Annotated in this window: 19 protein-coding genes; 6 read left to right on the forward strand and 13 right to left on the reverse strand. The window is 72.7% G+C overall.

Annotated elements, in window-relative coordinates; translation table 11 throughout:
* Positions 1-24: 24 nt before the first annotated feature.
* From EOT10_RS25460 to EOT10_RS25470, 3 genes are read right to left on the reverse strand one after another with little or no spacing between them, the layout of a single operon-like run.
* Entirely contained in the window at positions 25-1074 is a 1050-nt protein-coding gene (locus EOT10_RS25460; protein WP_127830655.1) for a Zn-dependent alcohol dehydrogenase, read from the reverse strand.
* On the reverse strand, positions 1071-2270 hold the full coding sequence (locus EOT10_RS25465; RefSeq protein ID WP_127830656.1) for an acyl-CoA dehydrogenase family protein: 1200 nt from the start codon (positions 2268-2270) through the stop codon (positions 1071-1073). The genes EOT10_RS25460 and EOT10_RS25465 overlap by 4 nt, the downstream gene beginning before the upstream one ends.
* Positions 2271-2285: 15 nt before the next feature.
* Positions 2286-3197 (reverse strand): SDR family NAD(P)-dependent oxidoreductase, encoded by a 912-nt coding sequence (locus EOT10_RS25470; RefSeq protein ID WP_127830657.1) that lies wholly within the window; start codon positions 3195-3197, stop codon positions 2286-2288.
* A gap of 84 nt (positions 3198-3281) precedes the next feature.
* Here EOT10_RS25470 and EOT10_RS25475 point away from each other — a divergent pair, with 84 nt between their 5' ends.
* Entirely contained in the window at positions 3282-4208 is a 927-nt protein-coding gene (locus EOT10_RS25475; protein ID WP_127830658.1) for a cyclase family protein, read from the forward strand.
* Positions 4209-4604: 396 nt separating this feature from the next.
* On the opposite strand, the gene EOT10_RS25480 is transcribed toward EOT10_RS25475, so the two are convergent.
* The 4 genes from EOT10_RS25480 to EOT10_RS25495 form a co-directional block, all read right to left on the reverse strand.
* A complete protein-coding gene (locus EOT10_RS25480) occupies positions 4605-5105 on the reverse strand; it encodes an ATP-binding protein (RefSeq protein WP_127830659.1) in 501 nt (166 codons plus the stop codon).
* Between the two features lie 427 nt (positions 5106-5532).
* Positions 5533-6396 (reverse strand): acyl-CoA dehydrogenase family protein, encoded by an 864-nt coding sequence (locus EOT10_RS25485; protein ID WP_127830660.1) that lies wholly within the window; start codon positions 6394-6396, stop codon positions 5533-5535.
* A gap of 2 nt (positions 6397-6398) precedes the next feature.
* Positions 6399-7559: an acyl-CoA dehydrogenase gene (locus EOT10_RS25490; protein WP_127830661.1), complete on the reverse strand. Its 1161-nt coding sequence runs from the start codon at positions 7557-7559 to the stop codon at positions 6399-6401.
* Between the two features lie 10 nt (positions 7560-7569).
* On the reverse strand, positions 7570-8769 hold the full coding sequence (locus EOT10_RS25495) for an amidohydrolase family protein (RefSeq protein WP_127830662.1): 1200 nt from the start codon (positions 8767-8769) through the stop codon (positions 7570-7572).
* A gap of 238 nt (positions 8770-9007) precedes the next feature.
* On the opposite strand from EOT10_RS25495, the gene EOT10_RS25500 reads away from it, so the two are divergent.
* Positions 9008-10558 (forward strand): class I adenylate-forming enzyme family protein, encoded by a 1551-nt coding sequence (locus EOT10_RS25500; RefSeq protein ID WP_127830663.1) that lies wholly within the window; start codon positions 9008-9010, stop codon positions 10556-10558.
* 16 nt (positions 10559-10574) lie between these two features.
* Here EOT10_RS25500 and EOT10_RS25505 read toward each other — a convergent pair whose 3' ends face one another.
* Positions 10575-11087, reverse strand: a complete 513-nt coding sequence (locus EOT10_RS25505; RefSeq protein WP_127830664.1) for an EF-hand domain-containing protein — start codon at positions 11085-11087, stop codon at positions 10575-10577.
* A gap of 250 nt (positions 11088-11337) precedes the next feature.
* On the reverse strand, positions 11338-11712 hold the full coding sequence (locus tag EOT10_RS25510) for an STAS domain-containing protein (protein ID WP_127830665.1): 375 nt from the start codon (positions 11710-11712) through the stop codon (positions 11338-11340).
* Positions 11713-11991: 279 nt separating this feature from the next.
* On the opposite strand from EOT10_RS25510, the gene EOT10_RS25515 reads away from it, so the two are divergent.
* Together EOT10_RS25515 and EOT10_RS25520 are read left to right on the forward strand one after the other, a co-directional pair.
* Positions 11992-12579: a sigma-70 family RNA polymerase sigma factor gene (locus tag EOT10_RS25515; RefSeq protein ID WP_127830666.1), complete on the forward strand. Its 588-nt coding sequence runs from the start codon at positions 11992-11994 to the stop codon at positions 12577-12579.
* A complete protein-coding gene (locus tag EOT10_RS25520) occupies positions 12576-13907 on the forward strand; it encodes a maleylpyruvate isomerase mycothiol-dependent enzyme family protein (protein ID WP_127830667.1) in 1332 nt (443 codons plus the stop codon). The genes EOT10_RS25515 and EOT10_RS25520 overlap by 4 nt, the downstream gene beginning before the upstream one ends.
* Before the next feature lie 446 nt (positions 13908-14353).
* On the opposite strand, the gene EOT10_RS25525 is transcribed toward EOT10_RS25520, so the two are convergent.
* From EOT10_RS25525 to EOT10_RS25535, 3 genes are all read right to left on the reverse strand, one after another.
* A complete protein-coding gene (locus EOT10_RS25525; protein WP_127830668.1) occupies positions 14354-15934 on the reverse strand; it encodes a transporter in 1581 nt (526 codons plus the stop codon).
* Positions 15931-16722 (reverse strand): ABC transporter ATP-binding protein, encoded by a 792-nt coding sequence (locus tag EOT10_RS25530; protein ID WP_223281188.1) that lies wholly within the window; start codon positions 16720-16722, stop codon positions 15931-15933. Before EOT10_RS25530 ends, EOT10_RS25525 begins: the two co-directional genes overlap by 4 nt.
* A gap of 71 nt (positions 16723-16793) precedes the next feature.
* The gene (locus EOT10_RS25535) at positions 16794-17465 is read right to left on the reverse strand and encodes a bifunctional DNA primase/polymerase (protein WP_127830669.1); all 672 of its coding nucleotides are present in this window, start codon (positions 17463-17465) and stop codon (positions 16794-16796) included.
* 307 nt (positions 17466-17772) lie between these two features.
* Between EOT10_RS25535 and EOT10_RS25540 the strand changes: the two genes are divergently transcribed.
* Both EOT10_RS25540 and EOT10_RS25545 read left to right on the forward strand, forming a co-directional pair.
* Positions 17773-19155, forward strand: a complete 1383-nt coding sequence (locus EOT10_RS25540; RefSeq protein WP_127830670.1) for an NsdA family TPR-like regulatory protein — start codon at positions 17773-17775, stop codon at positions 19153-19155.
* Positions 19156-19383: 228 nt separating this feature from the next.
* Positions 19384-21000 carry a hypothetical protein gene (locus tag EOT10_RS25545; RefSeq protein ID WP_127830671.1) on the forward strand — a complete coding sequence of 539 codons (1617 nt, stop codon included), beginning with the start codon at positions 19384-19386 and terminating at the stop codon, positions 20998-21000.
* A gap of 48 nt (positions 21001-21048) precedes the next feature.
* On the opposite strand, the gene EOT10_RS25550 is transcribed toward EOT10_RS25545, so the two are convergent.
* The gene (locus EOT10_RS25550; protein ID WP_127830672.1) at positions 21049-22344 is read right to left on the reverse strand and encodes an ABC transporter substrate-binding protein; all 1296 of its coding nucleotides are present in this window, start codon (positions 22342-22344) and stop codon (positions 21049-21051) included.
* Between the last annotated feature and the right edge of the window lie 75 nt (positions 22345-22419).

Raw genomic sequence — 22419 nt, forward strand, 5'->3', positions numbered from 1 at the left:
GCGTCACGTCACGCCCGGCGCGGGTCAGAACACCAGCACCCCGCGTGCCACCTTCCCCTGTTCCGCGTCCTCGACGGCCTTCGCGAAGTCCTCGACCGGGTACGTCTCCGTGACCAGCTCGTCGAGCAGCAGCTTGCCCTGCCGGTACAGGTCGGCGTAGAGCCTGATGTCGCGCTGGGGGCGGGAGGAGCCGTAGCGGCAGCCCAGGACGGACTTGTCGAGGAAGAGCTGGGCGGGGACGAAGGACGCCTCCGCGTCGGCGGCCGGCATGCCGAGGAGGATGGCCTGGCCGTGCCGGTCGAGGAGTTCGATGGCCTTCCGGATCAGCGCGACATGGCCGACGCACTCGAAGACGTGGTCGGCGCCCGTGGGCAGAATGTCCCGGACGGCGTCGGCCGAGGTGAGGAACTCGGTGGCGCCGAACTGCCGGGCCACCGCCTCCTTGTCCGGGTTCGTGTCGACGGCGACGATCTTCGAGGCGCCGGCGATCCGCGCGCCCTGGAGCACGTTGAGGCCGATGCCGCCGGTCCCGATGACGACGACGCTCTCGCCCTGGCCGACACGCGCCCGGTTGAGTACGGCGCCGACGCCGGTCAGGACGCCGCAGCCCATGAGCGCGGCCGACGTGAGCGGGATGTCGCCGGGGATGGGCACGGCCTGCACGGCCTTGACGACGGTCCGCTCGGCGAACGACGAGTTCGCGGCGAACTGGAAGAGCGGGGTGCCGCCCCGCGAGAACGGCCGCGTGGGCCGCCCGATCGCCTTGCGGCACATGGTGGGCCGGCCCCGGTCGCAGTCCTCGCAGGCACCGCAGTTGGCGAGCGTGGACAGCGCCACATGGTCGCCCGGCTTCACATGCGTGACGCCCGCGCCCACCGCCTCCACGATCCCCGCGCCCTCGTGCCCGAGCACGACCGGCACCGGGAACGGGATCGTCCCGTCGATCACCGACAGGTCGCTGTGGCAGAGCCCCGCGGCGGCGACGTCGACAAGGACCTCCCCCGGCCCCGGATCACGTATCTCGAGATCGCCGACGACGTCCGCACGGACCCCGTCGAACACGACACCCCTCATGACGACTCCCTCGTCTCCCTGGGCAGCCCGAGCACGCGCTCGGCGATGATGTTGCGCTGGATCTCGTCCGAGCCGCCGTAGATCGTGTCGGCCCGGCTGAACAGGAAAAGACGCTGCGCGGCGTCGAGTTCGTACGGGCTTGCGGGGGTCCAGTCCCCGGGCCCGGCCGCCGCGTGCGCGCCCCGCGCCTGGAGGGCGAGTTCGCCGAGGCGCTGGTGCCAGCGGCCCCACAGGAGCTTGGCGACGCTCGGGGCGCCGGGGTCCTGCGCGCCGCCGAGGGTGCGCAGGGCGTTCCACCGCATGACGCGCAGCTCGGCCCACTGCCGGACGAGGCGGTCCCGGAGGAGCGGGTCGCCGGCCGCGCCCGTGCGCACGGCCGTGGTGACGACCTCGGCGAGTTCGGCGGCGAAACCGATCTGCTGGGCGAGCGTCGAGACGCCGCGCTCCAGGGCGAGCAGCCCCATGGCGACCTGCCAGCCGTTCCCCTCACCGCCCACGACGTGCTCCACGCGCGCGTGCGCCCCGTCGAAGAACACCTCGTTGAACTCGCTCGTGCCGGTCAGCTGCCGGATGGGCCGCACCTCGATACGGCCCGGCTGGTCCATCGGCACGAGCAGGAACGACAGGCCGTGATGGCGCCGCGACCCGGCCCCGGTGCGCGCGAGCACGAAGCACCAGGCGGCCTCGTGCGCGAGCGACGTCCACACTTTCTGGCCAGTCACGCGGTACGTGTCCCCGTCGCGCACGGCGGTCGTGCGCAGGTTCGCGAGGTCGGAGCCGGCGCCGGGCTCGCTGTAGCCCTGGCACCACAGCTCATCGCCGGAGGCGACCGCGGGCAGGAAACGCTTCTGCTGCGCCTCGTCGCCGTACGCGATCAGGGTCGGGGCGAGCAGGTTCTCGCCGATGTGCCCGTGGCGTGCGGGCGCGCGGGCCCGCACGTACTCCTCGGCCCAGACGACCTGCTGGGTCAGCGAGGCGGTGCGGTTGCCGTACCCGCCGCGCTGCCAGCCGAGCCCGATCCACCCGGCCGCGCCCAGCTCCCGCTCCCAGGCCCGCCGCAGCGCGGTGTCCTCGTGCTCGCTGCCGGGCCCGCCGCGCCCCTGGGCCCCGGCGTACTCGCCGGTGAGATGCTCCGCGAGCCAGGAGCGGACCTCCCGCCGGAACGCCTCGTCCTCATCCCCGAACCCGAACTCCACCACACGCCTCCGCCGTCACTGGTTGGGGCGCGCTTTCGCCGCGGCGGCCTCGGCCATCGCCTCCAGCTGCGCGAGCATCGGCATGGGGTCGGTGCCCACCGTCCCGGGCAGGAAGTCCGCGATCCGCTCGGGTGTCCACGCGCCGTCCGCGTAGCCCGCGCGCAGTTCCCGCGGCTGCGCCCACACGGCGATCTTGGGTCCGGCGATCGTGTAGACCTGCCCGGTGATCTTCTCGGCGCGGGCCCGCTCGCTGAGCAGGTAGACGACGAGCGCGGCGACGTCCTCCGGCTCCCCGATCTCCTTGAGCTCCATGGGCACGTTCGCCGACATGCGCGTACGGGCGACGGGTGCGACGGCGTTCGCCGTGACGCCGTACTTGTGCAGGCCGAGGGCGGCGCTGCGCACGAGCGAGATGATCCCGCCCTTGGCGGCGCTGTAGTTGGCCTGCGCCACGGATCCCTGGTGGTTGCCGCTGGTGAAGCCGATGAGCGTGCCCGTGCCCTGCTTGCGCATGACGGCGGACGCGGCACGGAACACGGTGAACGTGCCCTTCAGGTGCGTGGCGACCACCGGGTCCCACTCCTGCTCGGACATGTTGAACAGCATCCGCTCGCGCAGGATCCCGGCGACGCAGACGACGCCGTCGATCCGCCCGTACTCGGCGAGCGCCACGTCGACGATGCGCTGGCCGCCCTCCATGGTCGAGATGTCGTCGGCGACGGCCACGGCCTCGCCGCCGGCCGCCTCGATCTCCTTGACGACGGACTCGGCGATCTCGCTCGCCGGTTCGCCGCCCTCGATGGACACGCCGTAGTCGTTGACGACGACCCGTGCGCCCTCGGCGGCACAGGCGAGGGCGACGGCCCTGCCGATGCCGCGCCCGGCGCCGGTGACGGCGACCACCTTGCCTGCCAAGAAGTTCCCCACGTCCGGCCCCTTCCCGCGGTTTCTGACGGACCGTTAGATTTTATGACCTGATCGATGCCGGAAGACAAGCCCCGGGGAGTACTCATGTCGATGCCAGCCGAGTTCCAGGACATAGCCAAGCGGGTCAACAACTGGGGGCGTTGGGGCGCCGACGACGAGATCGGCACCCTCAACCTGGTGACCGACGACGTCGTCCGCGAGGCCGCGGCGACCGTCCGCACCGGCCGCCGGGTGGCGCTCGCGCTGCCCCTCCAGGAGGACGGCGTACAGACGGGGATGATCCGCGGCCGGATCAACCCGCACCACACCATGGTCCAGATCAACCAGGAGCTGTTCGGCCCCGGCACCGTCGCCACCAGCGACGACTCCGTGACCATGGCGCTCCAGACGGCCACCCACTGGGACGCCCTCACGCACGTCTCGCACTCGGGCCGCATCTACAACGGCCGCCCCGCCGACACGATCACGGCGCACGGCGGCGCGCAGTTCAGCGGCATCGACAAGGCCCCGTACGTCGTCTCGCGCGGTGTCCTGCTCGACGTCGCGGCGGCGAAGGGGGTGGACCGGCTGCCGGGCGACCACGCGGTGACGCCCGAAGACCTCGCGGAGGCCGAGGAGTTCGGCCGGGTCACGGTCCGCGCCGGCGACATCGTCCTGGTGCGCACCGGCCAGGTCCAGACGTATCTGGCGGGCGACAAGCACGGTTACGGCTATCCGTCGCCCGGCCTGTCGATCCGTACGCCCGAGTGGTTCCACGCGCGCGACGTGGCCGCCGTCGCCAACGACACGCTCACCTTCGAGATCTTCCCGCCGGAACACGAGAACCTCTGGCTCCCCGTGCACGCCCTCGACCTGGTCGAGATGGGCATGCTCCAGGGCCAGAACTGGAATCTGGAGAACTTGTCCACAGCCTGTGCACAAGAGTCCCGCTACGCGTTCCTGCTGTCGGCGATGCCCGAGCCGTTCGTGGGCGGCACCGGCACACCGGTGGCCCCGGTAGCGATCCTCTGAGGTCCTGACACACCTACCGCGTACGGGAGTTCAGAACCGGACGGCGCTGCGAGCGCACCGCCGTCCGGCCCCCGGCGCCCGGGCCCTGCTCCCCCGGACCCCTCGGGAGAGCCGGCCGCCGCGGCACGACCCGTACTCGCCGAGGGCCCCCGTCACCGGGACCCTTGGCGTCCCCTCGCCACGAATCGCTGACCACAAGCGTGATCAAACGGACACCCGACGTCAACACCAGCGCGGAGATTTGCCAGTTATGTGACATTTGTGACGGCGTACGACGGCGCGCGCAAGGGGACGGAACGGGTGCACGAAGGGGCGTGCGACGGACGTACGGCGGGCGTGCGACGGGGGTGAGGCAGGGCGTACGGCAGGGCGTGCGGCGGGACGCGGTCCCGCCGACTACACCGCCTCGTACGCCATCCCCGGATACGTCCCGGGAAACGCCTCAGGACGCGTCCGCCCGGGATACGCGCCCGCCCCCGCGGCACCCGCGCCGCAGCGGTCGATCTCGCACCAGATGGCCTTGCCCGTGCCCTCCGGGCGCCATCCCCAGCGGTCCGCCAGGCCGTCGACGAGTTCCAGGCCGCGGCCGTTGGTCTCGTCGCCGTCGGCGTGCCGGGGGGCCGGCGGGCGGTCACTGGCGTCGGCCACCTCCACGCGGACCGTGCCGACGCTCGCCCCCGCCGGGAGACCCGGCAGCAGCATGCGCAGAACGGCCGGACAGCCCGTGTGCACCACGGCGTTGGTGACCAGCTCCGAGACGATCAGGATGAGCGTCTCCGCCAGTGGCTCATCGGCCTCTATGCCTGACCCGGCCAGGCGCGAACGCACCCACCTGCGGGCGCGCCCCACCTCCGCGGGATCGGCCCCGACCTCCAGCTGAACTTGAAGCACCTGCACCGCTCACACCATCCGAACCGGCGGACACATCGCCTCGGGACTGTGACAAGTCAAGGAGCTCACGGACCGTGATCCCCTTGGAAGACAGCATGGTTGACGTACAGTCACCCCAACAAGCGCTTCGGGCATATTCCAGCGCGAAGGAGTACGCGTGCGCCATACTGTGCGACGCGTCCTGCGGGGAGTCGAACGGGCGGACGTGACGCCCTCCCGTGCGCTGCGAGCGGCGTGCAACGCCGGATCCGGGGCCGCCTCAGGGGCAACACCGGGATGGCTCGGACTCGCAACCGCTCGCATCCCACACAAGGTACCGGAGCGGAACCCGACTGCGTGCCGTGACGAGTCCCGCGCAGGACACAACCCGATATCGACGTTCCGTGACCGTCCGTACACGGGTTCGCCCGTGCCGCGGCTCAGGATCCGGACGTCACAGCGCCGCCGCCAGCACCTCCTCCGTCTCCCGCGCCGTGCGGCCCGCCCCGGCGCGCACCCAGGCCCGTTTGAGATGCAGATGCACGTCGGCCTCCCACGTGAAGCCCATGCCGCCGTGCACCTGGACACAGTCGCGCGCGTTGCGGACCGCCGCCTCGTCGGCGAGCAGTTCGGCGGCGGCGGTCTCCACCGGATCCCCGGTGACGGCCGCCGCGTACACCGCCGCGCGCGCCAGCTCGGTCCGCACGAGCATCTGGGCGCACAGGTGCTTGACGGCCTGGAAGGCACCGATGGGCTGCCCGAACTGCTCGCGTTCGCGGGCGTGTTGAACGGCCATCTCGCAGGTGCGCCCGGCGGAGCCGAGCTGTTCGGCGGCCGTGAGGAGTACGGCCTCCGGGGTGCGGGGCGCGTACGGGCCCGGCAGCCGGTGCAGGGGCGTGAGCGGGTCGACGGAGCGCAGCGGAGCGGCGCCGGACGCGTCGGCGAGGACGACGTCCGACGCGTCGAGCCACGGCAGGAGTTCTCCATCGGCGTCGGTCACGACCGTCTCGCCCGTGGCCGCGCCCGGCACGGTGCCCGCGGCGAGATGGGTGGCGACGAGGGGGCCCGGCAGCAGGACGCGGCCCGCCTCCTCGAAGACGAGGACGGCCTCGGGCAGTCCGAGGCCGACGCCGCCGTCCGCCTCGGGGAGGCGCAGGGCGAAGAAGCCCGCCTCCCCCAGGGCGCGCCAGAGTTCGCGGTCCAGGTGTCCGGGCACGTCCACGGCGGCGCGCAGGGCGTCGCGGTCGAACCGGCCGGCGAGCAGGTCGCGTACGCCCTGCCGCAGGGCCCGTTGGTCGTCGGTGAGCTGGAAGTCCATGCTCACTTACCTCCCTTCGGCAGGCCGAGGATGCGTTCGGCGACGATGTTGTGCTGGATCTGGGAGGTGCCGGCGGCGATCGTGTAGGACAGCGACGACAGCCGGTCGAGGGTCCAGTCGTGGTCCGCGTCGAGTGCTCCCCCGGCGCCCAGCACTTCGGCGGCGGCGTCGAAGAGTTCCTGACGGGCGTGCGAGTAGCGGAGCTTGAAGACGGAGCCGCCGATGCCGGGGACGCCGCCCGCGCGCTGCGACTCGCTGACGTTCCACTGCGTGAGCCGCCACAGGGCGCGGAACTCGGCGTTGAGACGGCCGAGCCTGCGGCGCAGCACGGCGTCGTCCCAGCGGCCGTTCTTGCGGGCCTGCGCGGCCAGTTCGCCGAGGACGCGGCGGCAGGCGACGACCTCGCCGACGAACGCGGTGCCGCGTTCGAAGGACAGCGTCACCATCGTGACGCGCCAGCCGTCGTTCTCCTCGCCGACCCGGTTGGCGACGGGTATGCGCACGTCGTCGAGGAACATCTCGGCGAACTCCGCGGAGCCGGCGAGCGTGCGCAGCGGCCGGACGGTGATGCCGGGCGCGTCCATCGGCATGGCGAGCCAGGTGATGCCGCGGTGCTTGGGCGCGGCCGGGTCGGTGCGCACGAGGAGTTCGCACCAGTCGGCGACCTCCGCGTGCGAGGTCCAGATCTTGGACCCGCTGACCACGTAGTGGTCGCCGTCCCGCACCGCGCGCGTGCGCAGCGACGCGAGGTCGGAGCCGGCGTCCGGTTCGCTGAACCCCTGGCACCACACCTCGTCGCCGCGCAGGACCGGCGGCAGCCAGCGCGCCCGCTGCTCGGCCGTGCCCTCGGCGGCGATCGTCGGCCCGGCGTGCAGCAGGCCGACGAAGTTGGCGCCCACGTAAGGGGCGCCCGCCTTCTCGGTCTCCTCCAGGAAGATCAGGTGCTGGGTGGGGGTGGCGCCCCGGCCGCCCGCGTCGGCGGGCCAGTGCAGGCCCGCGTACCCGGCGTCGTACAGCCTGCGCTGCCAGCCGAGGTCGTAGGCGCGGCGGCCCGGCCAGTCGTCGGGGGACGGCTTCGGCGGCAGGCCGGGGAGCACCGAGGCGAGCCACTCCCGCAGCTTCGCCCGGAACTCCTCTTCCTCGTCCGTGTAGGTCAGGTCCACGGTGCGGCCCCTACTTGTCGGACTTGTCGAGGTCGAGGCCGAGCATGCGGATGGCGTTGCCCCGCATGAGTTTGTAGACCGTCTCGTCGTCGAGACCCTTCACGTGGTCTAGGGCGACCTCCTTGGTGTGCGGGAAGGTCGAGTCGACGTGCGGGTAGTCCGTCTCGAAGGTCGCGTTGTCCCGGCCGACGACGTCGAGCGACGCGACGCCGTGCTTGTCCCGGAAGAAGCAGCAGAACATCTGCCGGTAGTAGTACGTCGACGGCGGCTCGGGGATGAGGTCACGCACCCCGCCCCAGGCCCGGTGCTCCTCCCAGACGTCGTCCGCGCGCTCCAGGGCGTACGGGATCCAGCCCATCTGGCCCTCGCTGTAGGCGAGTTTGAGGCGCGGGAACTTCACCAGGACCCCGGAGAAGAGGAAGTCCATCATCGACGCCATCGCGTTGTTGAAGCTGAGCGAGGCCTGGACGGCGGGTGGGGCGTCGGGGGACGCGGCGGGCATCTGGGACGAGGACCCGATGTGCATGTTGACTACGGTCCCGGTCTCCTGGCACGCCCTGAAGAACGGATCCCAGTACCCGGAGTGGATGGACGGCAGCCCGAGGTGGGTGGGGATCTCGGAGAACGTGACCGCCCGGACGCCGCGCGCCGCGTTGCGGTGGATCTCGGCGACGGCGAGGTCGATGTCCCACAGCGGGATGATGCAGAGCGGGATGAGACGGCCGCCGCTGTCGCCGCACCACTCCTCGACCATCCAGTCGTTGTAGGCGCGCACGCAGGCGAGCGCCACCTCCTTGTCCTTGGCCTCGGCGAACGTCTGGCCGCAGAAGCGCGGGAAGGTGGGGAAGCAGAGGCTGGCCTCGACGTGGTTGAGGTCCATGTCCGCGAGGCGGGCCTTGGGGTCCCAGCAGCCGCGCCGCATCTCCGCGCGCGTGATGCCTTCGAGGGTCATGTCGTCACGGTCGAAGCCGACGGCGGCGATGTTGCGCTTGTAAGGGAACTTCAGGTCCTCGTAGATCCACCAGTCCGTCGGGGGGCCGTCCGGATCCATCGTGATCTGGTACTTGCCCGCCACGTAGGCGAGCTCGCCGATCCCGGCCGTGAGCGGCTGCGGGCCCCGGTCCCGGTACTTCGCCGGCAGCCAGGTCGAGAAGAGGTGCGCGGGCTCGATCACATGGTCGTCGACGCTGATGATCCGGGGCAGTTCCATCGGGTCCATCGTGTCCCCTCACCTGACAGTTTCTGATGGCGTTTCGGATGGTGGTTCTGGTGCTGGTTCCGGCGCTGGTTCTGGCGCGGTTCCGGCGCTGGCTCTGGTGCTGTTTCTGATGGGTCGTCAGATAGCAGGCTAGCTGCGCACCCCTGGACCGACAAGGCGCAGCGCTCTACGCTCTGCCCACGATCTGACTATCCGTCAGGTCGGGTCGCCCGTTTCGAGGGGGAGCACCGTGAACGACACCGCACACGCCCTGGGCGCGAGCGCGACGCTCTGGGAACTGATCGAACGCCGCGCCGCCCTCACACCCGACACCCCGGTCCTGATCCAGTCCGCCCCCGACCCGGCCGACGACCGGCGCCTGACCTTCGGCGAGCTGCGCACCCGCGGCGAACGGGTCGCGGCGGGCCTGTACGACATGGGCGTACGCCCCGGCACGGTCGTCGCCTGGCAGCTGCCCACCCGCATCGAGACCGCGCTGCTCTCCTTCGCCCTCGCCCGGATCGGCGCCGTCCAGTCCCCCGTCATCCCCTTCTACCGGGACCGCGAGGTCGGCTTCGCGCTGCGCGAGTCGAAGGCCGAGTTCTTCGCGACACCGGGCGTGTGGCGCGGCTTCGACCACACCGAGATGGCCCGCCGCCTCGGCGCGCGCGGCGTCTTCGAGGCGTACGACGAACTGCCCGACGGCGACCCGTCCGTCCTGCCGCCACCGCCCTCCGACGGCACGTCCGTGCGCTGGATCTACTGGACCTCCGGCACGACCTCCGACCCCAAGGGCGTCCTCCACACCGACCGCTCACTGATCGCCGGCGGCTCCTGCCTCGCGCACGCCCTGCACCTGTCGTCGGCCGACGTCGGCTCGATGGCGTTCCCCTTCGCGCACATCGCGGGCCCCGACTACACGGTCATGCTGCTCCTGTACGGGTTCCCCGCGGTGATGTTCGAGCAGTTCGCGCTGCCGGACGCGCTCGACGGCTACCGGCGGCACGGCGTGACCGTCGCGGGCGGCTCCACCGCGTTCTACTCCATGTTCCTGACCGAGCAGCGCAAGGCGCCCGAGGAGAAACTCATCCCGACGCTTCGGCTGCTCGCGGGCGGCGGTGCGCCCAAGCCGCCCGAGATCTATCACTCGGTCGTGCGCGAGATGGGCTGTCAGCTCACCCATGGCTACGGCATGACCGAGGTCCCCATGATCACGATGGGCGCCCCCGACGACACGAGCGAGAACCTGGCGACGACGGAGGGGCGGCCCCCCGAGGGCATGGAGATCCGCATCACCGATGCCGACGGCAAGCAGCTCCCGTACGGCGTGGACGGCGAGGTCAGGCTGCGCGGGGAGGCCGTCTGCCAGGGCTATCTGGACCCCGTGCAGTCGGCGGCCGCGTTCGACGACGACGGGTTCCTCGTCACCGGCGACCTGGGACACGTACGGGAGACCGGGCATCTGGTGCTCACCGGGCGGGCCAAGGACATCATCATCCGCAAGGGCGAGAACATCTCCGCCAAGGAGATCGAGGACCTGCTGCACGCGCACCCCGCCGTCGGTGACGCGGCGGTCGTGGGGCTGCCGGATCCGGAGCGGGGCGAGCGCGTGTGCGCGGTCGTCGTCCAGCGCGACGGCACGGAGCCGCTGACGCTGGAGGCGATGGCGTCCCACCTGCGGGCGGAAGGGCTGTCCACGTACAAGCTGCCGGAACAGCTGGAGCTGGTGGACGCCCTTCCGCGCAACGACACCCTGCGCAAGGTGCTCAAGTACAAGCTGCGGGAGCGGTATTCGGCGTGAGCGGTGTGCGCGCGCGTTACTCGGGGACGGTGAAGTACGTGGCGAAGGCCGCCACGATGTCCGGCTCCGCGATGCGGCCGTCGCCGTCCGCGTCGAGCGCGGCGGCCGACGCGTTCGCGATGTCCGGGGGCACGCCGAGCGCCCTGAGGACGCGCTCGGTCTCGCCCGGGGTGACCGCGCCGTCCCCGTCGGCGTCCGCCACGGCGATCGCGGCGTCGAGGAAGGGGCGGGCGATCTCGGCGAACCGCCCCGGATTGTCGGCCAGGCGCTTGACCGCGCCGCCCACGAACTCGTCCCGGGTGATGCGCTGGTCGCCGTCCCGGTCGGCGATCCCGGCCATCCCCTGCCAGAACGCCTCGGCCCCGATGTACAGGGCCTGCCCCTTCTCGCAGCGCGCCTTCACACCGAACTCGGCGAGCAGCGCGGCGGCCGCCGTGCTGAAGTCCTCACGGGAGATGTAGCCGTTGCCGTCCTGGTCGAAGGTGGCGAAACGGGCCGCGATCCTGCGCTCGTAATCGGCACTGTCCATGGTTTTCGGGCCGCCTCGATTCCGCGGTTCGGTTACGTGTACGCGTACGTGTACGCGCTCTGTGGCAGCGAGCGTACGTCGTGGAGGGGCGCCGGGTGCCCTGACAGCAACGCTTGTGCCAAGACCGGGGGAATTCCGCGACAACTTCCGCGCCCGCGCGCCGGGGGCGTCGGATGTGTGGGGGGGGTGGGTCTTGCTCTGTACGGGGGTCGGGTCTTCCTCGCGGGCAGGACGGGCGGGGCTTCGCCGGTCAGGCGGAGAGGGGGGACGCCTCGTCGTTCACTGCCGTGAGGACGTCCGGGTACACCTCGAAGAGGCGGCGGACGCCGAGCGCCGACAGGACCCGGTTCACGTGCGAGCCGTCCTCGGCTCCTTTGGCCGGCAGGATCAGCCGGAGCTCACCCCGGCACGACCGCATCAGCCGGCGTGCGGCGATCAGCACGCCGACCCCGCTCGAATCGCAGAAGAGGACCTGCGAGAGATCGAGGACGAGGCTGCGCCGGCCGTCCGCGACCGCGTCGTGCACCCGCTGGCGCAGCGCGGGAGAGGTGGCGATGTCCATCTCGCCCGACACCCGCACGACGGCCCAGCCATCCTGCTGTCCCTCGGTCACTCTGAGCGTCACGCGCCACGCCTCTCGCCGATCCGGAACCCCTGCTTACGTTTGTCCTCTCTCGCGGCTGCCCGGCCGCGAGACGCTGAAACACCACTGCAGACGTATCACATATAGGCGGGTTAAGACCCAAGTGATCTGATTTTGGGTCCCCTTCGACGCCGAAGGCCCGCGCAACGTGACCAAGCCCTTACCATCCGCATCCGGCCAGGTCCACCTTTGCGGCAAAGGCACGTGCGTTGTCGGCGGCTCCGACTACATTCGAGGGGAAGCACACGGTGAGGGGGCCGCATGGCCAAGGAAACTCCGACCCGGTGGGACCGGAGGATGCAGCAGCGGCTCGCGCACGGGGAAGCGGCCGCGCTCGGCGAGCTGTACGACCGCTTCGCGTCCCTCGTGCACGGGCTCGCGCACCGCGTCCTCGGCGACGAGGACGCGGCCGACCGCATCACCCGCGACGTCTTCACCCATGTCTGGGAGAACCCCGAGGCGTACGACCCCAAGCAGGGGCCGCTGCGCTCCTGGATCGCCACGCTGACGCACGGGCGCGCGGTCCAGCGCCTGCGCCAGACCGAGTCCGCCGCGCTCGTCCGCAGCGGGCAGGGCACCACGGAGGACCTGGAGCGCAAGGTGCGGCACGCCTCCGCCGCCGCCCGCGCGGACTACATCGTCACGGCGATGCCCGCCCCGCTGCGGGCCGCGCTCGAACTGGCCTACTTCCAGCGCCGGGACTACCGCCAGACAGCGGTCGATCTCGGCGTCACCGAGGACGAGGCGCGCCGCCGCCTGCGCCTCGGCCTGCAGCTGCTCTCCACCGCCCACGACGCGGGCGCGTCCGGCACCCCTCCGGGGCCTCCGGGATACGGGAGGGCACTGTGAGCGGGCCCTCTCCCTTCAGCAACCCGGACGACTCCGAGGAGCCGGACATCTTCGAGACCGCCGCGGGTGCCGGTCCCGGCGCGGGCACCGGCGGTACGAACGCCGGCGGTGCGAACGCGCGCATACCCACGCCCCGTTCGTCCGTCGAGGACACCGGGCGGCCCCTGCCCGACCATGTGCCCGAGCCGCTCGTCCTGGACCATCGCGTCCTCAAGTCGCTCCTCGGCGCGTGGGCGCTCGCCGCGTGCTCGGCCGAGGAGAGCTTCGCCGTGGAGGACCATCTCGGTGACTGCGGCCCCTGCGCCGAGGAGGCCCTGCGGCTGCGGGACGCCGTGAGCCTGCTGCACGCCGAGGAGAGCCTCGACCTCGACCCGCTGCTGCGCGCCCGCGTCCTGGAGGGCTGCCTCACCCGCCGCCCGCCCCGCATCCCGGTCCCCGACTGGGCCGTCGCCTACGACGCGGAGGCCGCCCGTCTCGACGCCCTGCTCCAGGACATCGGCGACTCCGAGTGGCACGCCCCCGTCCGGCTCCGCTGGTACGAGGGCGACGACCGGGTCAGCCGCAAGACGACCGTCGCCGGCGTCCTCACGCACCTGATGAGCGTGGACGGACTGGTCGCCGTCGCCCTCGGCCTCGACGACCCGCTGTTCGGCATGGCTCCCGAGGACCGCCGTACCCCGGAGAGCCGCACGGAGTCATTCTGGCGCGCCTCCCACTTCCCGCCCACCCGCGCGGTCCGCGGCCCCTGGCGCGACCAGTCGCACGCCGTGATCCGCACGGTGTCCTTCGCCGCGGACGCGAGTGGCTCCGCCGGGCGCAAGGACCGGCCCTCGGGTCAGCTCCCCGTCTCCTACGGGGACTTCACCCTTCCGTTGCGGGACGCGATGCTGGACCGTGCCTTCGAGTGCTGGGTGCACGCCGAGGACATCGCCGAGGCCGTCGACTATCCGTACGAGGCGCCGTCGCCCCGCCATCTGAACCGCATGATCGACCTGGCGGCCCGGCTGCTGCCCGGCTCCCTCGCCGGCCGTCGCCGTGCCGGTCTCGCCGCGCCGGCCCGTGGGCTCGTCGCCGCGGGCGCGCCGGGGCGCACCCTGCGTCTGGAGGTCGAGGGGGCGGGTGGCGGCCAGTGGCTGATCGCTCTGGACTCCCCCGGCGCCGTCGGCTCCGCCGCGCACGAGGTGGCCCATGTGGCCCTGGACGGCGCGGAGTTCTGCCGGCTTGCCGCCGGTCACGTCACCCCGGAGGAGGCGGCCGCGGGGCAGGACGGTGACCGCGAGGCGATCCATGACGTCCTGTACGCCACCGCTGCGCTCAGCCGGATGTGACGGGGCCCTCCGGGCGGGGGGGCATCCATGTGTGGCCGTGAGCGCGGGGGGTGTGGGGGCGGTGCGGGGCAGCCCGGTGGGCAGGCTCGGGGGCGAGGGCCGGCGCGGGCTCGGGGGCAGGCGCCGGGGTCGGGGGCTGGTGCGGGGCCGCGGCGGGATGTACGTGCTCGCTGTTCTATGGGGGATCGTTCCGCGAGACCATGCCGCCTGCGCGTGGTGCTGGTGGCTCCGCGCGCACATCCCGCCACGGCCCCTCCCGTCTCGTACGCGCCTGATCGCCGGGGGCCCGCGCGCCTTCCTGCGCGGGGCCTTGTGATTCGTACGCGCCTGATCGCCGTGGGGGCCTGTGCGCCTTGCCTGCGCGGGGCCTTGTGATTCGTACGCGCCTGATCGCCGGGGCGCAGTCCTGTACGGGCCGCTTCGTACTTGGCTGATCGGCGGTGGCGCTAGCCCTTGCTTACCGCTGTCAGGATTTCTGGGAGGCGGGTGGCCGTGCGGGGGGCCGCCAGGCGTAGGCCCGCCAGGGTGAGGGCCGCTCCGTACGTCGTGCCCAGGGGGAGCAGGAGCCAGGTCGCGGAGGACTCGTCCGAGACGTGCAGCCAGATCGTGAACGCGATGACCGGGGCGCACAGCAGGGCCGCCGCCACCATTCCGCCGAAGATCGAGATCCAGGCCAGGCCTGCCTGACCGGGGGCCACGTTCTTGTAGCCCTCCTGCGGGATCGAGTAGGGAAAGCGCGCCGACGACCACGCGCCCGTCGCGAGCATCGCGCCGAGGAGCGCGAAGGACAGGCCGAGTACCTCGGGCAGGGCCCGCCAGTCGCCGAGCATCGCCGTCGTGACGACGGTGACCAGCGTCGCGTACGGCAGGGTGATCGTCAGGAGAGCGAGGGCGCGGCCGCGCAGTTCGACGTAGGCGTCGCGCGGCGAGGAGATCGTCATGGCGACCATCCAGAACGCCGACGTGTCCTGCCCGAACTGGTTGTACATCTGGATTCCGAGCATCCCGGCCGCGAAGCACGCGAAGTAGATGGAGCCGGTGCCCTGGAGGGCGTTGAAGACTGGGACGATGAGGCCGATGGCTAGCGAGGTCACCCAGGCCGCCTTCGTCTTCGGGTCGCGCCACACGTAGCGCAGGGAGCGCTCCATGACCGTGCCCGTGCGGCCGGCGGGCAGGAGACGGGGGCCCCGGGACGTGCGCTTGGTGCGGGTGGGTTCGGCCGCCTGGAGCGTGGAGCCGTCGGGGGACGTCATGAGGCGGGTGAGAGTGCGCTGCCAGGTGTGGAGGAGTGCGGCGAGGGCCGCCGCGCAGAGGGCCAGGCGGGCCGTGCCGGCTGCGTAGGCGCCGTGGCTGACCGCGTCGACGGCGCCGATCGCGGATGCCGGGGGGATCCAGCTCAGTACGTCACCTGCTGGGTCCAGTGCCCCGAAGCCGGACGAACCGAGCGTGCGCGCCCCGAAGTTGACCACCTGTGCGCCGATGGCGATCACCAGGCCGCTGAGGACGGCGAGGTCGCGGCCCTTGCGGCTGGTGAGCAGCCGGATGTTGGCGGCGGCCACGGCGCGGGCCAGGGCCACGCAGGTGAGGAGCGCGAGCGCGACGGCCAGGACGGCGGTGACGCATGCCGCCGCGCCGTGCGCGAGGGAGATGACCGCGCCGACGGCCAGGCAGAGGGTGAAGAGGGGGCCGATTCCGACGAGGGACGCGACGAGCAGGCCTCGCACTAGCGGCTGTGGCCGCAGCGGGAGCATGACCAGGCGGGTCGGGTCGAGGGTCTCGTCGCCGGAAGGGAAGAAGAGCGGCATCACCGCCCAGCCGAGGGCCAGTACGGCGGTGAGGATCACGGAGAGCGTCGCCGCGTGGGCGTTGCCGCGCAGCGCGATCAGGCCGAGGAGTTGGAGGGCGGCTACCAGGAGTACGACGATGAGTGTGGTGACGTACGCGGCGCGGCGGCCCTTGGAGCCACGCAGGCCGTTGCGCAGGAGCGACAGTTTGAGGCGGACGAGGGTGGCGGTCGTCGTGGTCACCTGGCGCCCCCGAGCCAGTCCAGGTCCGATGCCATGTCGCGGCCGTTCGCGCCTACCAGCTCGAGGAACGCCTGCTGGAGGGAGGGCGCGTCGCCTCGTACGTCGGCGAGGGTGCCCTGGGCGCGGATGCGGCCCGCGGCGATGACGGCGACCCAGTCGCAGAGGGACTCGACCAGTTCCATGACGTGCGAGGAGAAGACGACGGTCGCGCCGGAGCGCGTGTACCGCTCCAGGACCCCGCGGATGGTCTGCGCGGACACCGGGTCGACGCCCTCGAACGGCTCGTCCAGGAACAGGACTTCGGGGTTGTGGAGGAGGGCCGCTGCCAGGCCGATCTTCTTGCGCATGCCGGTCGAGTAGTCGACGACGAGTTTGTGCTGCGCCCCGGCGAGGTCGAGTACGTCGAGGAGCTGGGCGGCGCGTTTGTCGACCTCGTCGCCGGGCAGGCCGCGCAGCCTGCCCGTGTACGCCAGTAGTTCGCGCCCCGAGAGCCGCTCGAACAGGCGCAGGCCCTCGGGGAGTACGCCGATGCGGGACTTGACCTCGACGGGGTCGCGCCAAACGTCGCGGCCGACGACCTCGACGGTGCCGCGGTCGGGCCGCAGCAGGCCGGTGACCATGGAGAGGGTCGTCGTCTTGCCCGCGCCGTTCGGGCCGACCAGGCCGATGAACTTGCCCGCGGGCAGCGTCAGATCGATGCCCGCGACGGCGACGCTCGGCCCGAACGCCTTCCAGAGGTCCTGCACGCGTACGGCCGGCGTCCCGGCCCCCGTCTCCACCTCGGTCACTGTGCCCCGCCGTCCCTCGCCGCCGTCACCCGTTCCCGCACGATACGTGTCCGCGCGGGGCGCGAGGGGCTTTAGCGGCGCCCTTCCCGGCCGCACGCGTAGGCCAGGGGGGAGATGAGTTCCTCCGCGTCGGGGAGCCAGCGGTTGGCTGCGGTGGGGCGGCAGGCCCACTGGACGGCGCCCCGGCCCCCGAAGCGGGTGGGCGGCGCGGCGACGTAGGCGCCCTCGCCGAGCGCGTCCAGGTCGAGCGAGGCGGGCGGCCAGCCCAGCTTGCGGACGAGGTCGGGGACCTTGGACGCGGCGCCCGGCAGGACGAAGAACTGCATCCGGCGGTCGGGGGTGCAGGTGACCGGGCCGAGGGTGAGTTCCATGCGCTCCATGCGGGCGAGGGCCAGGAAGCCGGCCGTCTCGGGCACGTCGATCGCGTCGAAGGTGCGCCCCGTCGGGAGCAGGATCGAGGCGGTGGGCTGCTTGGACCACAGCCGGCGGGCGGCGGTCGCGCTCCCCGTCGCCTGGTTCGCCCAGTCCTCGCGCGCCGGGTGCGCGCCGGGGGCCGCGCACCCGGCGTCGCCGCAGGAGCAGTGCTGCCTGCCGTCGTCGACCTCCAGCCAGGTGCCGGGGAACACGTCCCAGTGGCGTTCCTCCGCGTAGCGCACGGCCGCGTCAAGGAGGGACTCTCCGCGCTGCTTGGGGATCTGGGCGGGCGAGGTGACTGCCGAGGTGACTCCGATGGTCTCTTCCACGACGTTCTCAACTCCCGCCGCCACCCGGGGTTACGGGCGTACGCGCGCGGGGGTCAGCAGCACCGATCCTGCACGTGGGGCGCATGGATGCATGGGCGGGGGCGCGCGGGAGGAAAGGCCTCGGGAGGGGGGTAGCCAGGGCGGAGGACCGGGTGGGGGCGGCGTCCGTCGACCGGCGTTCCGGGGGCTCGTGCTGCGGTCTGCCCCCTTTGTGACGCATCTTCCGTTTGGTCTCAGGGCATTGATCACCTCAGGGCCGGCCCCGCTCGGGCCGCCCGATGGTCCACGGTGCACACAGGGGGTAGCCATGGCCGCAAGGCCTCTCGTCGCGCGACAGCCCAACGAACGGCTGCAGGCACTCATCCAGGAGGCGGGCTGCTCGAACGCCGGCCTGGCCCGCCGGGTCAACATGTGCGGCTCGGAGCACGGACTCGACCTGCGCTACGACAAGACGTCCGTGGCGCGCTGGCTGCGCGGGCAGCAGCCGCGCGGCCGGGCGCCGGGCATCATCGCCGAGGCCATCGGCCGCAAGCTCGGCCGCACGGTCACGATCGACGAGATCGGCATGGCCAACGGCAAGAACCTCGCCTCGGGCGTGGGCCTCCAGTTCTCGCCGACGGTCCTCGGCGCCATCGAGCAGGTGTGTGAGCTGTGGCGCAGCGACGTGGGACGCCGGGACTTCCTGTCCGGCTCGTCCGTGGCCTCGTCCGCCCTTGTCGAGCCGAGCCGCGACTGGCTGATCTCCGTACCCGACTCCCAGGTCGCGCGCTCTGCGGGGCCGCGGGTCGGGGTGTCGGACGTGACGGCCGTGCGGGCGATGACGCAGGCGCTGACGGATCTTGACCACCAGTACGGCAGCGGGCACGTGCGGCCGGTCGTCGTCCACTACCTGAACAGTGTGGTGTCGGGGCTGCTCGCCGGCTCGTACCGGGAGGCCGTGGGGCGTGAACTGTTCGCCGCGGTCGCCCGGTTGACGGAGCTGGCCGGCTACATGGCCGTCGACACGGGACAACCGGGCCTCGCCCAGCGGTACTACATCCAGTCGCTGCGCCTCGCCCAGGCCGCCGGGGACCGCGGGTACGGCGGATACGTGCTGGCCGCCTCCATGAGCCACCTGGCGGCGCAGCTCGGCAACCCGCGCGAGATCGCGCAGTTGGCACGCGCGGCGCAGGAGGGGGCGCGCGGCCGGGTGACCCCGCGCGCGGAGGCGATGTTCTACGCGGCCGAGGCGCGCGGCCACGCCCTGCTCGGGGACGCGCGGACGACGCAGGCGGTGGCGGGCAGCGCGCTCGACGCCCTGGAGCGCGCCTCGGCGGACTCGGGCGACGACCCGGCCTGGATCGCGCACTTCGACGCCGCGTACCTCGCCGACGAACTGGCGCACTGCTACCGCGATCTGGGGCAGGCGGAGGCGGCGCGCCGGCAGGCGGAGGCGTCCCTGGCCGGGCATCCCGAGACCCGGGCGCGGCGCCGGGCCATCGGTCTCGTGCTCCTCGCCACGGCGCACGTGCAGCAGCGCGAGGTCGAGCAGGCCTGCCGGACGGGGACGCGCGCGGTGGAACTCCTCGGCACGCTGCGGTCCAACCGGGGCGCGGAGTATCTGGACGACTTCCGGCAGCGGCTCGAGCCGTACCGGGACGAGCCCGTGGTGCGGGAGTTCGGCGCCCGCCTCGATCTCCAGGCGGCGTGAGGGCGGGGCGAGGGGGGCGGGAGAGGGTGCTGGGGGCGTACACGTGATGGTTCTGTGACGCACGCCTCAACCTGCCGGGCGTGGGGGGCTTATCAGCGTTTCGCAGGGCAGTTCTGTTACTTGGAGGGGCAGGGAAGACGTGGGGCCTTGAGCTGCGTGGCACTGGTGTGCGGGGACCCGGTAGCGTGAGCCGACGATTCCGAAGGTCCCCCATTCGTAGGAGTCCCGGTGACGCAGCAGAGCGGACAGGGCGAGGATCCGCACCTTCCCTCGGTGCGGCAAGCGCACGAAGGTGTCGTGCTGCCCGCCGACGGCAGCGAGCCCTTGCTGCCGGGCACCTTCGGCGACCCGTCCCAGGTCGCCCCCGCGGGCGGCAGCCCCTGGGGTCAGCCCTGGGGCCCCGAGTCCGCGCAGGCCGCCGGACAGATGCCCACGTACGAGTGGGGCACGCCGCCCCCCTCATCCCCGCCGGCCCCCTCACCCGTGCTGCCCGCCGAGGGCGCACCGTACGCCGCGGCCCCACTGCCGCCGGCCCACGCGGCGCCCCAGCAGCCGTACTCCGCGCCGCTGCCGCCCGCCGGCGCACCGGCCGCCCCGCTGCCGCCGAGCGCCGCCCCGTACGGCTCGGCCCCGCTGCCTCCCTCCTCCGCCTCGGACGCGACGCAGTACATGGCGCCGCAGAACCCTGGCGCGGACGCCACGCAGTACATGCCTCCGCAGGCTCCGGCCGCCGACGCGGCCGCCACGCAGTACATAGCCCCGGTCGCGCCCGGCGCCCTGCCGCCCGAGGTGCCCGCCGACGCCACCCAGTACCTGGGCCGCGCGGCCGCCCCCGGCGCGACCCCGCCGCCGCCCGCTCATCAGCCCCCGCAGCAGCCCGCGCAGCAGCCGCAGCCCTACGCGGCCGCGCCCATGCCGCCCGCCGGTGCCGACAGCGAGGCCACGCAGTTCATGCCCCCCGTGCCGTCCGCGCCGCAGAGCGCGCCCTACGGCATCCGGCCGGGCGCCCCCGGCGACCGGCAGCCCCCGGCGGAGTTCGACAGCCTCTTCCGCACCGAGCCCGCCCCTGACGCGGCCGGCGCGACGCAGCAGATGCCGCGCTTCGACCCGCACGCCGGCGGTCCGCAGGCCCCCCACCCCGCCGCGCAGCCCCCGCAGCCGCAGGCCCCGTACGACCAGCCGCCGGCCGGCCGGGCCGCCGCCCGCCAGGGCCAGAGCCGCTCCGGTTCGAGGGTGCCGCTCATCGCCGCCGTCGGCGTCGGCATCCTCGTCGTCGGCATCGGCGCGGGCGCCCTCATCAGCGGTGGCGGAGGCGACAAGAAGGCGGACGACACCAAGCCGGTCGCCGGGACCGCCGCGCCGGGCGAGTCGTCCGCACCGGCCGTCGACCCCGCCAAGTCGCAGGCCGTCGCCCTGGACAAGCTCCTCGCCGACTCGAACAACAGCCGCGCCACGGTGATCAGGTCCGTCGCCGACATCGGCGGCTGCAAGAACCTCGGCAAGGCAGCGAGCGATCTGCGCGGCGCGGCCACCCAGCGGACCGCGCTGGTCACCCGGCTCTCCGCGCTCTCCGTGGACAAGCTCCCGAACAACGCCGCCCTGACGGACGCCCTCACCAAGGCGTGGCAGGCCTCCGCCTCCGCGGACAGCCACTACGCGGCATGGGGCGACCAGGTCGCGGGCAAGGGCGGCTGCAAGAAGGGCCACGCCAGGCCGACCCCGCAGCGCCGCGCGGGCGACCAGGCGAGCGGCACGGCCTCCACGCAGAAGACGCAGGCCGCGAAGCTGTGGAACGCCATCGCGACGAAGTACAGCCTCCCGCAGCGCAAGCCGTTCGAGCTGTAGACGAGCCCGCCGGGGAGCTGTGGACGAGCCCGCCCGGGAGGCGGCGGTTCAGCCCTCGGGCGTCGCCTCCAGCGTCCTCGACACGTCGACGAGACCGCGGCGCGCGGACACCAGGCGCCCGTCGCGCACCACCTGATAGGTGACGTCGGCGTTGACGAGCCGCGGGAAGCCGCGGGCCGCGATCATGTCCTCGAAGCGCCAGCTGAGCGTCGGCGTGAGCCCGCCGGTGCGCACCTTCAGGCCGCCGTCGAGGGCGTTGCGCACCGAGTGCGCGCTCACCTCGCCGTCGCCGAGCGACTCGACGACCTGCTGCAGGACGGTGTACGCGATCCACGTCGTCTGCACGCCCGCGTCCGCCGGGTCGATCCGGTTGTCGCCGAACGCCTGCTCGCTGATGACCTTGCGCATGTTCGCCCACCGCTTGTCGGTGGCCACCGGGTACCAGCCGGTGACGTACGCCCCTTCGTAGACGCCCGACTTGCCGCCCGAGCGGTCGATGACCGTCTGGTCGACGCTGCCGAGGACCGTCGAGACCCGCACCTTCGGGTAGGCGTCGCGGGTGCGGCGGAACGAGTCGAAGAACGTGTCGGTGCGGTCCCCGAGCACCGCCGTCACGCAGCCCTTCGCCGTCGGGTCGGCGCCGGCCCGGCTCAGTGCCTGCCGCGCCTGGTCCGTGTAGTCCGTGGCGTCCTCGGCGGCGCGGATGTCGGCCGCCTTGCCGCGGGCCGCGGACAGGCCCGTGTCGAGGAGCAGCGGCAGCTGGTCGCCGGCGACGGTGTCGGGGCGTACCAGGGAGGTGCGGGTGCAGCCGGCGGCGGCGAGCTGGCGTCCGTTACCCGCCATGAGGGCGGGCTGGCCGCCGTTGACCGGGTACGACAGGGGGCTGGCGAACTCCTCGTCGGTGACGCCGTAGCCGCCGAGGTAGGGGATGCCCGCCGACTCCAGGGGGCCGAGGAAGTCGCTGGCGTACTGGCTGTAGGAGCCGACGACGGCCACGGCCTTCTGCTCGACGGCGTCCCTGGCGCAGCGGGCGGCGCCCACGGTGTCGTTGTCGTCGTTGCAGGTGATGACCCTCAGCCGGCGGCCGTGGATGCCGCCGTGGGCGTTGACCCAGCGGGCGTAGGCCCGTGCCATGGCGGGCATGCCGGGCATGTTGGTCGCCTGGGTCTTCTCGGGCGCCCAGGTCATCACGGTGACGGGGTCCCCGGAGCCCCCGGTGGTTCCGGGGATGATCCCGCACCCGGCGGCGAGCGACGCACACGCCGCCCACACTCCCGCCGAGAGTGCAGCGGAGCGGAGGGTGCGGGGTGTGCGTGAGGTGGTGGTGCGGCGCCGGCCAGTCATGAACCTGCACGATTCCGCCGCATCCCTAACCCGCGAGTGACCTGTGGTCAACGTGCGGTGACGTGGAGGTGAATT

The organism is Streptomyces antnestii (assembly GCF_004005495.1).
In the GTDB taxonomy this organism is placed as follows: Bacteria; Actinomycetota; Actinomycetes; order Streptomycetales; family Streptomycetaceae; genus Streptomyces; species Streptomyces antnestii.

Bases quoted from the DNA above. Each gene is read 5' to 3' on its own strand.
- EOT10_RS25475 (WP_127830658.1), top strand. From the start codon at position 3,282: ATGTCGATGCCAGCCGAGTTCCAGGACATAGCCAAGCGGGTCAACAAC.
- EOT10_RS25460 (WP_127830655.1), bottom strand. From the start codon at position 1,074: ATGAGGGGTGTCGTGTTCGACGGGGTCCGTGCGGACGTCGTCGGCGAT.
- EOT10_RS25505 (WP_127830664.1), bottom strand. From the start codon at position 11,087: ATGGACAGTGCCGATTACGAGCGCAGGATCGCGGCCCGTTTCGCCACC.
- EOT10_RS25540 (WP_127830670.1), top strand. From the start codon at position 17,773: ATGGCCGCAAGGCCTCTCGTCGCGCGACAGCCCAACGAACGGCTGCAG.
- EOT10_RS25495 (WP_127830662.1), bottom strand. From the start codon at position 8,769: ATGGAACTGCCCCGGATCATCAGCGTCGACGACCATGTGATCGAGCCC.
- EOT10_RS25515 (WP_127830666.1), top strand. From the start codon at position 11,992: ATGGCCAAGGAAACTCCGACCCGGTGGGACCGGAGGATGCAGCAGCGG.
- EOT10_RS25485 (WP_127830660.1), bottom strand. From the start codon at position 6,396: ATGGACTTCCAGCTCACCGACGACCAACGGGCCCTGCGGCAGGGCGTA.
- EOT10_RS25550 (WP_127830672.1), bottom strand. From the start codon at position 22,344: ATGACTGGCCGGCGCCGCACCACCACCTCACGCACACCCCGCACCCTC.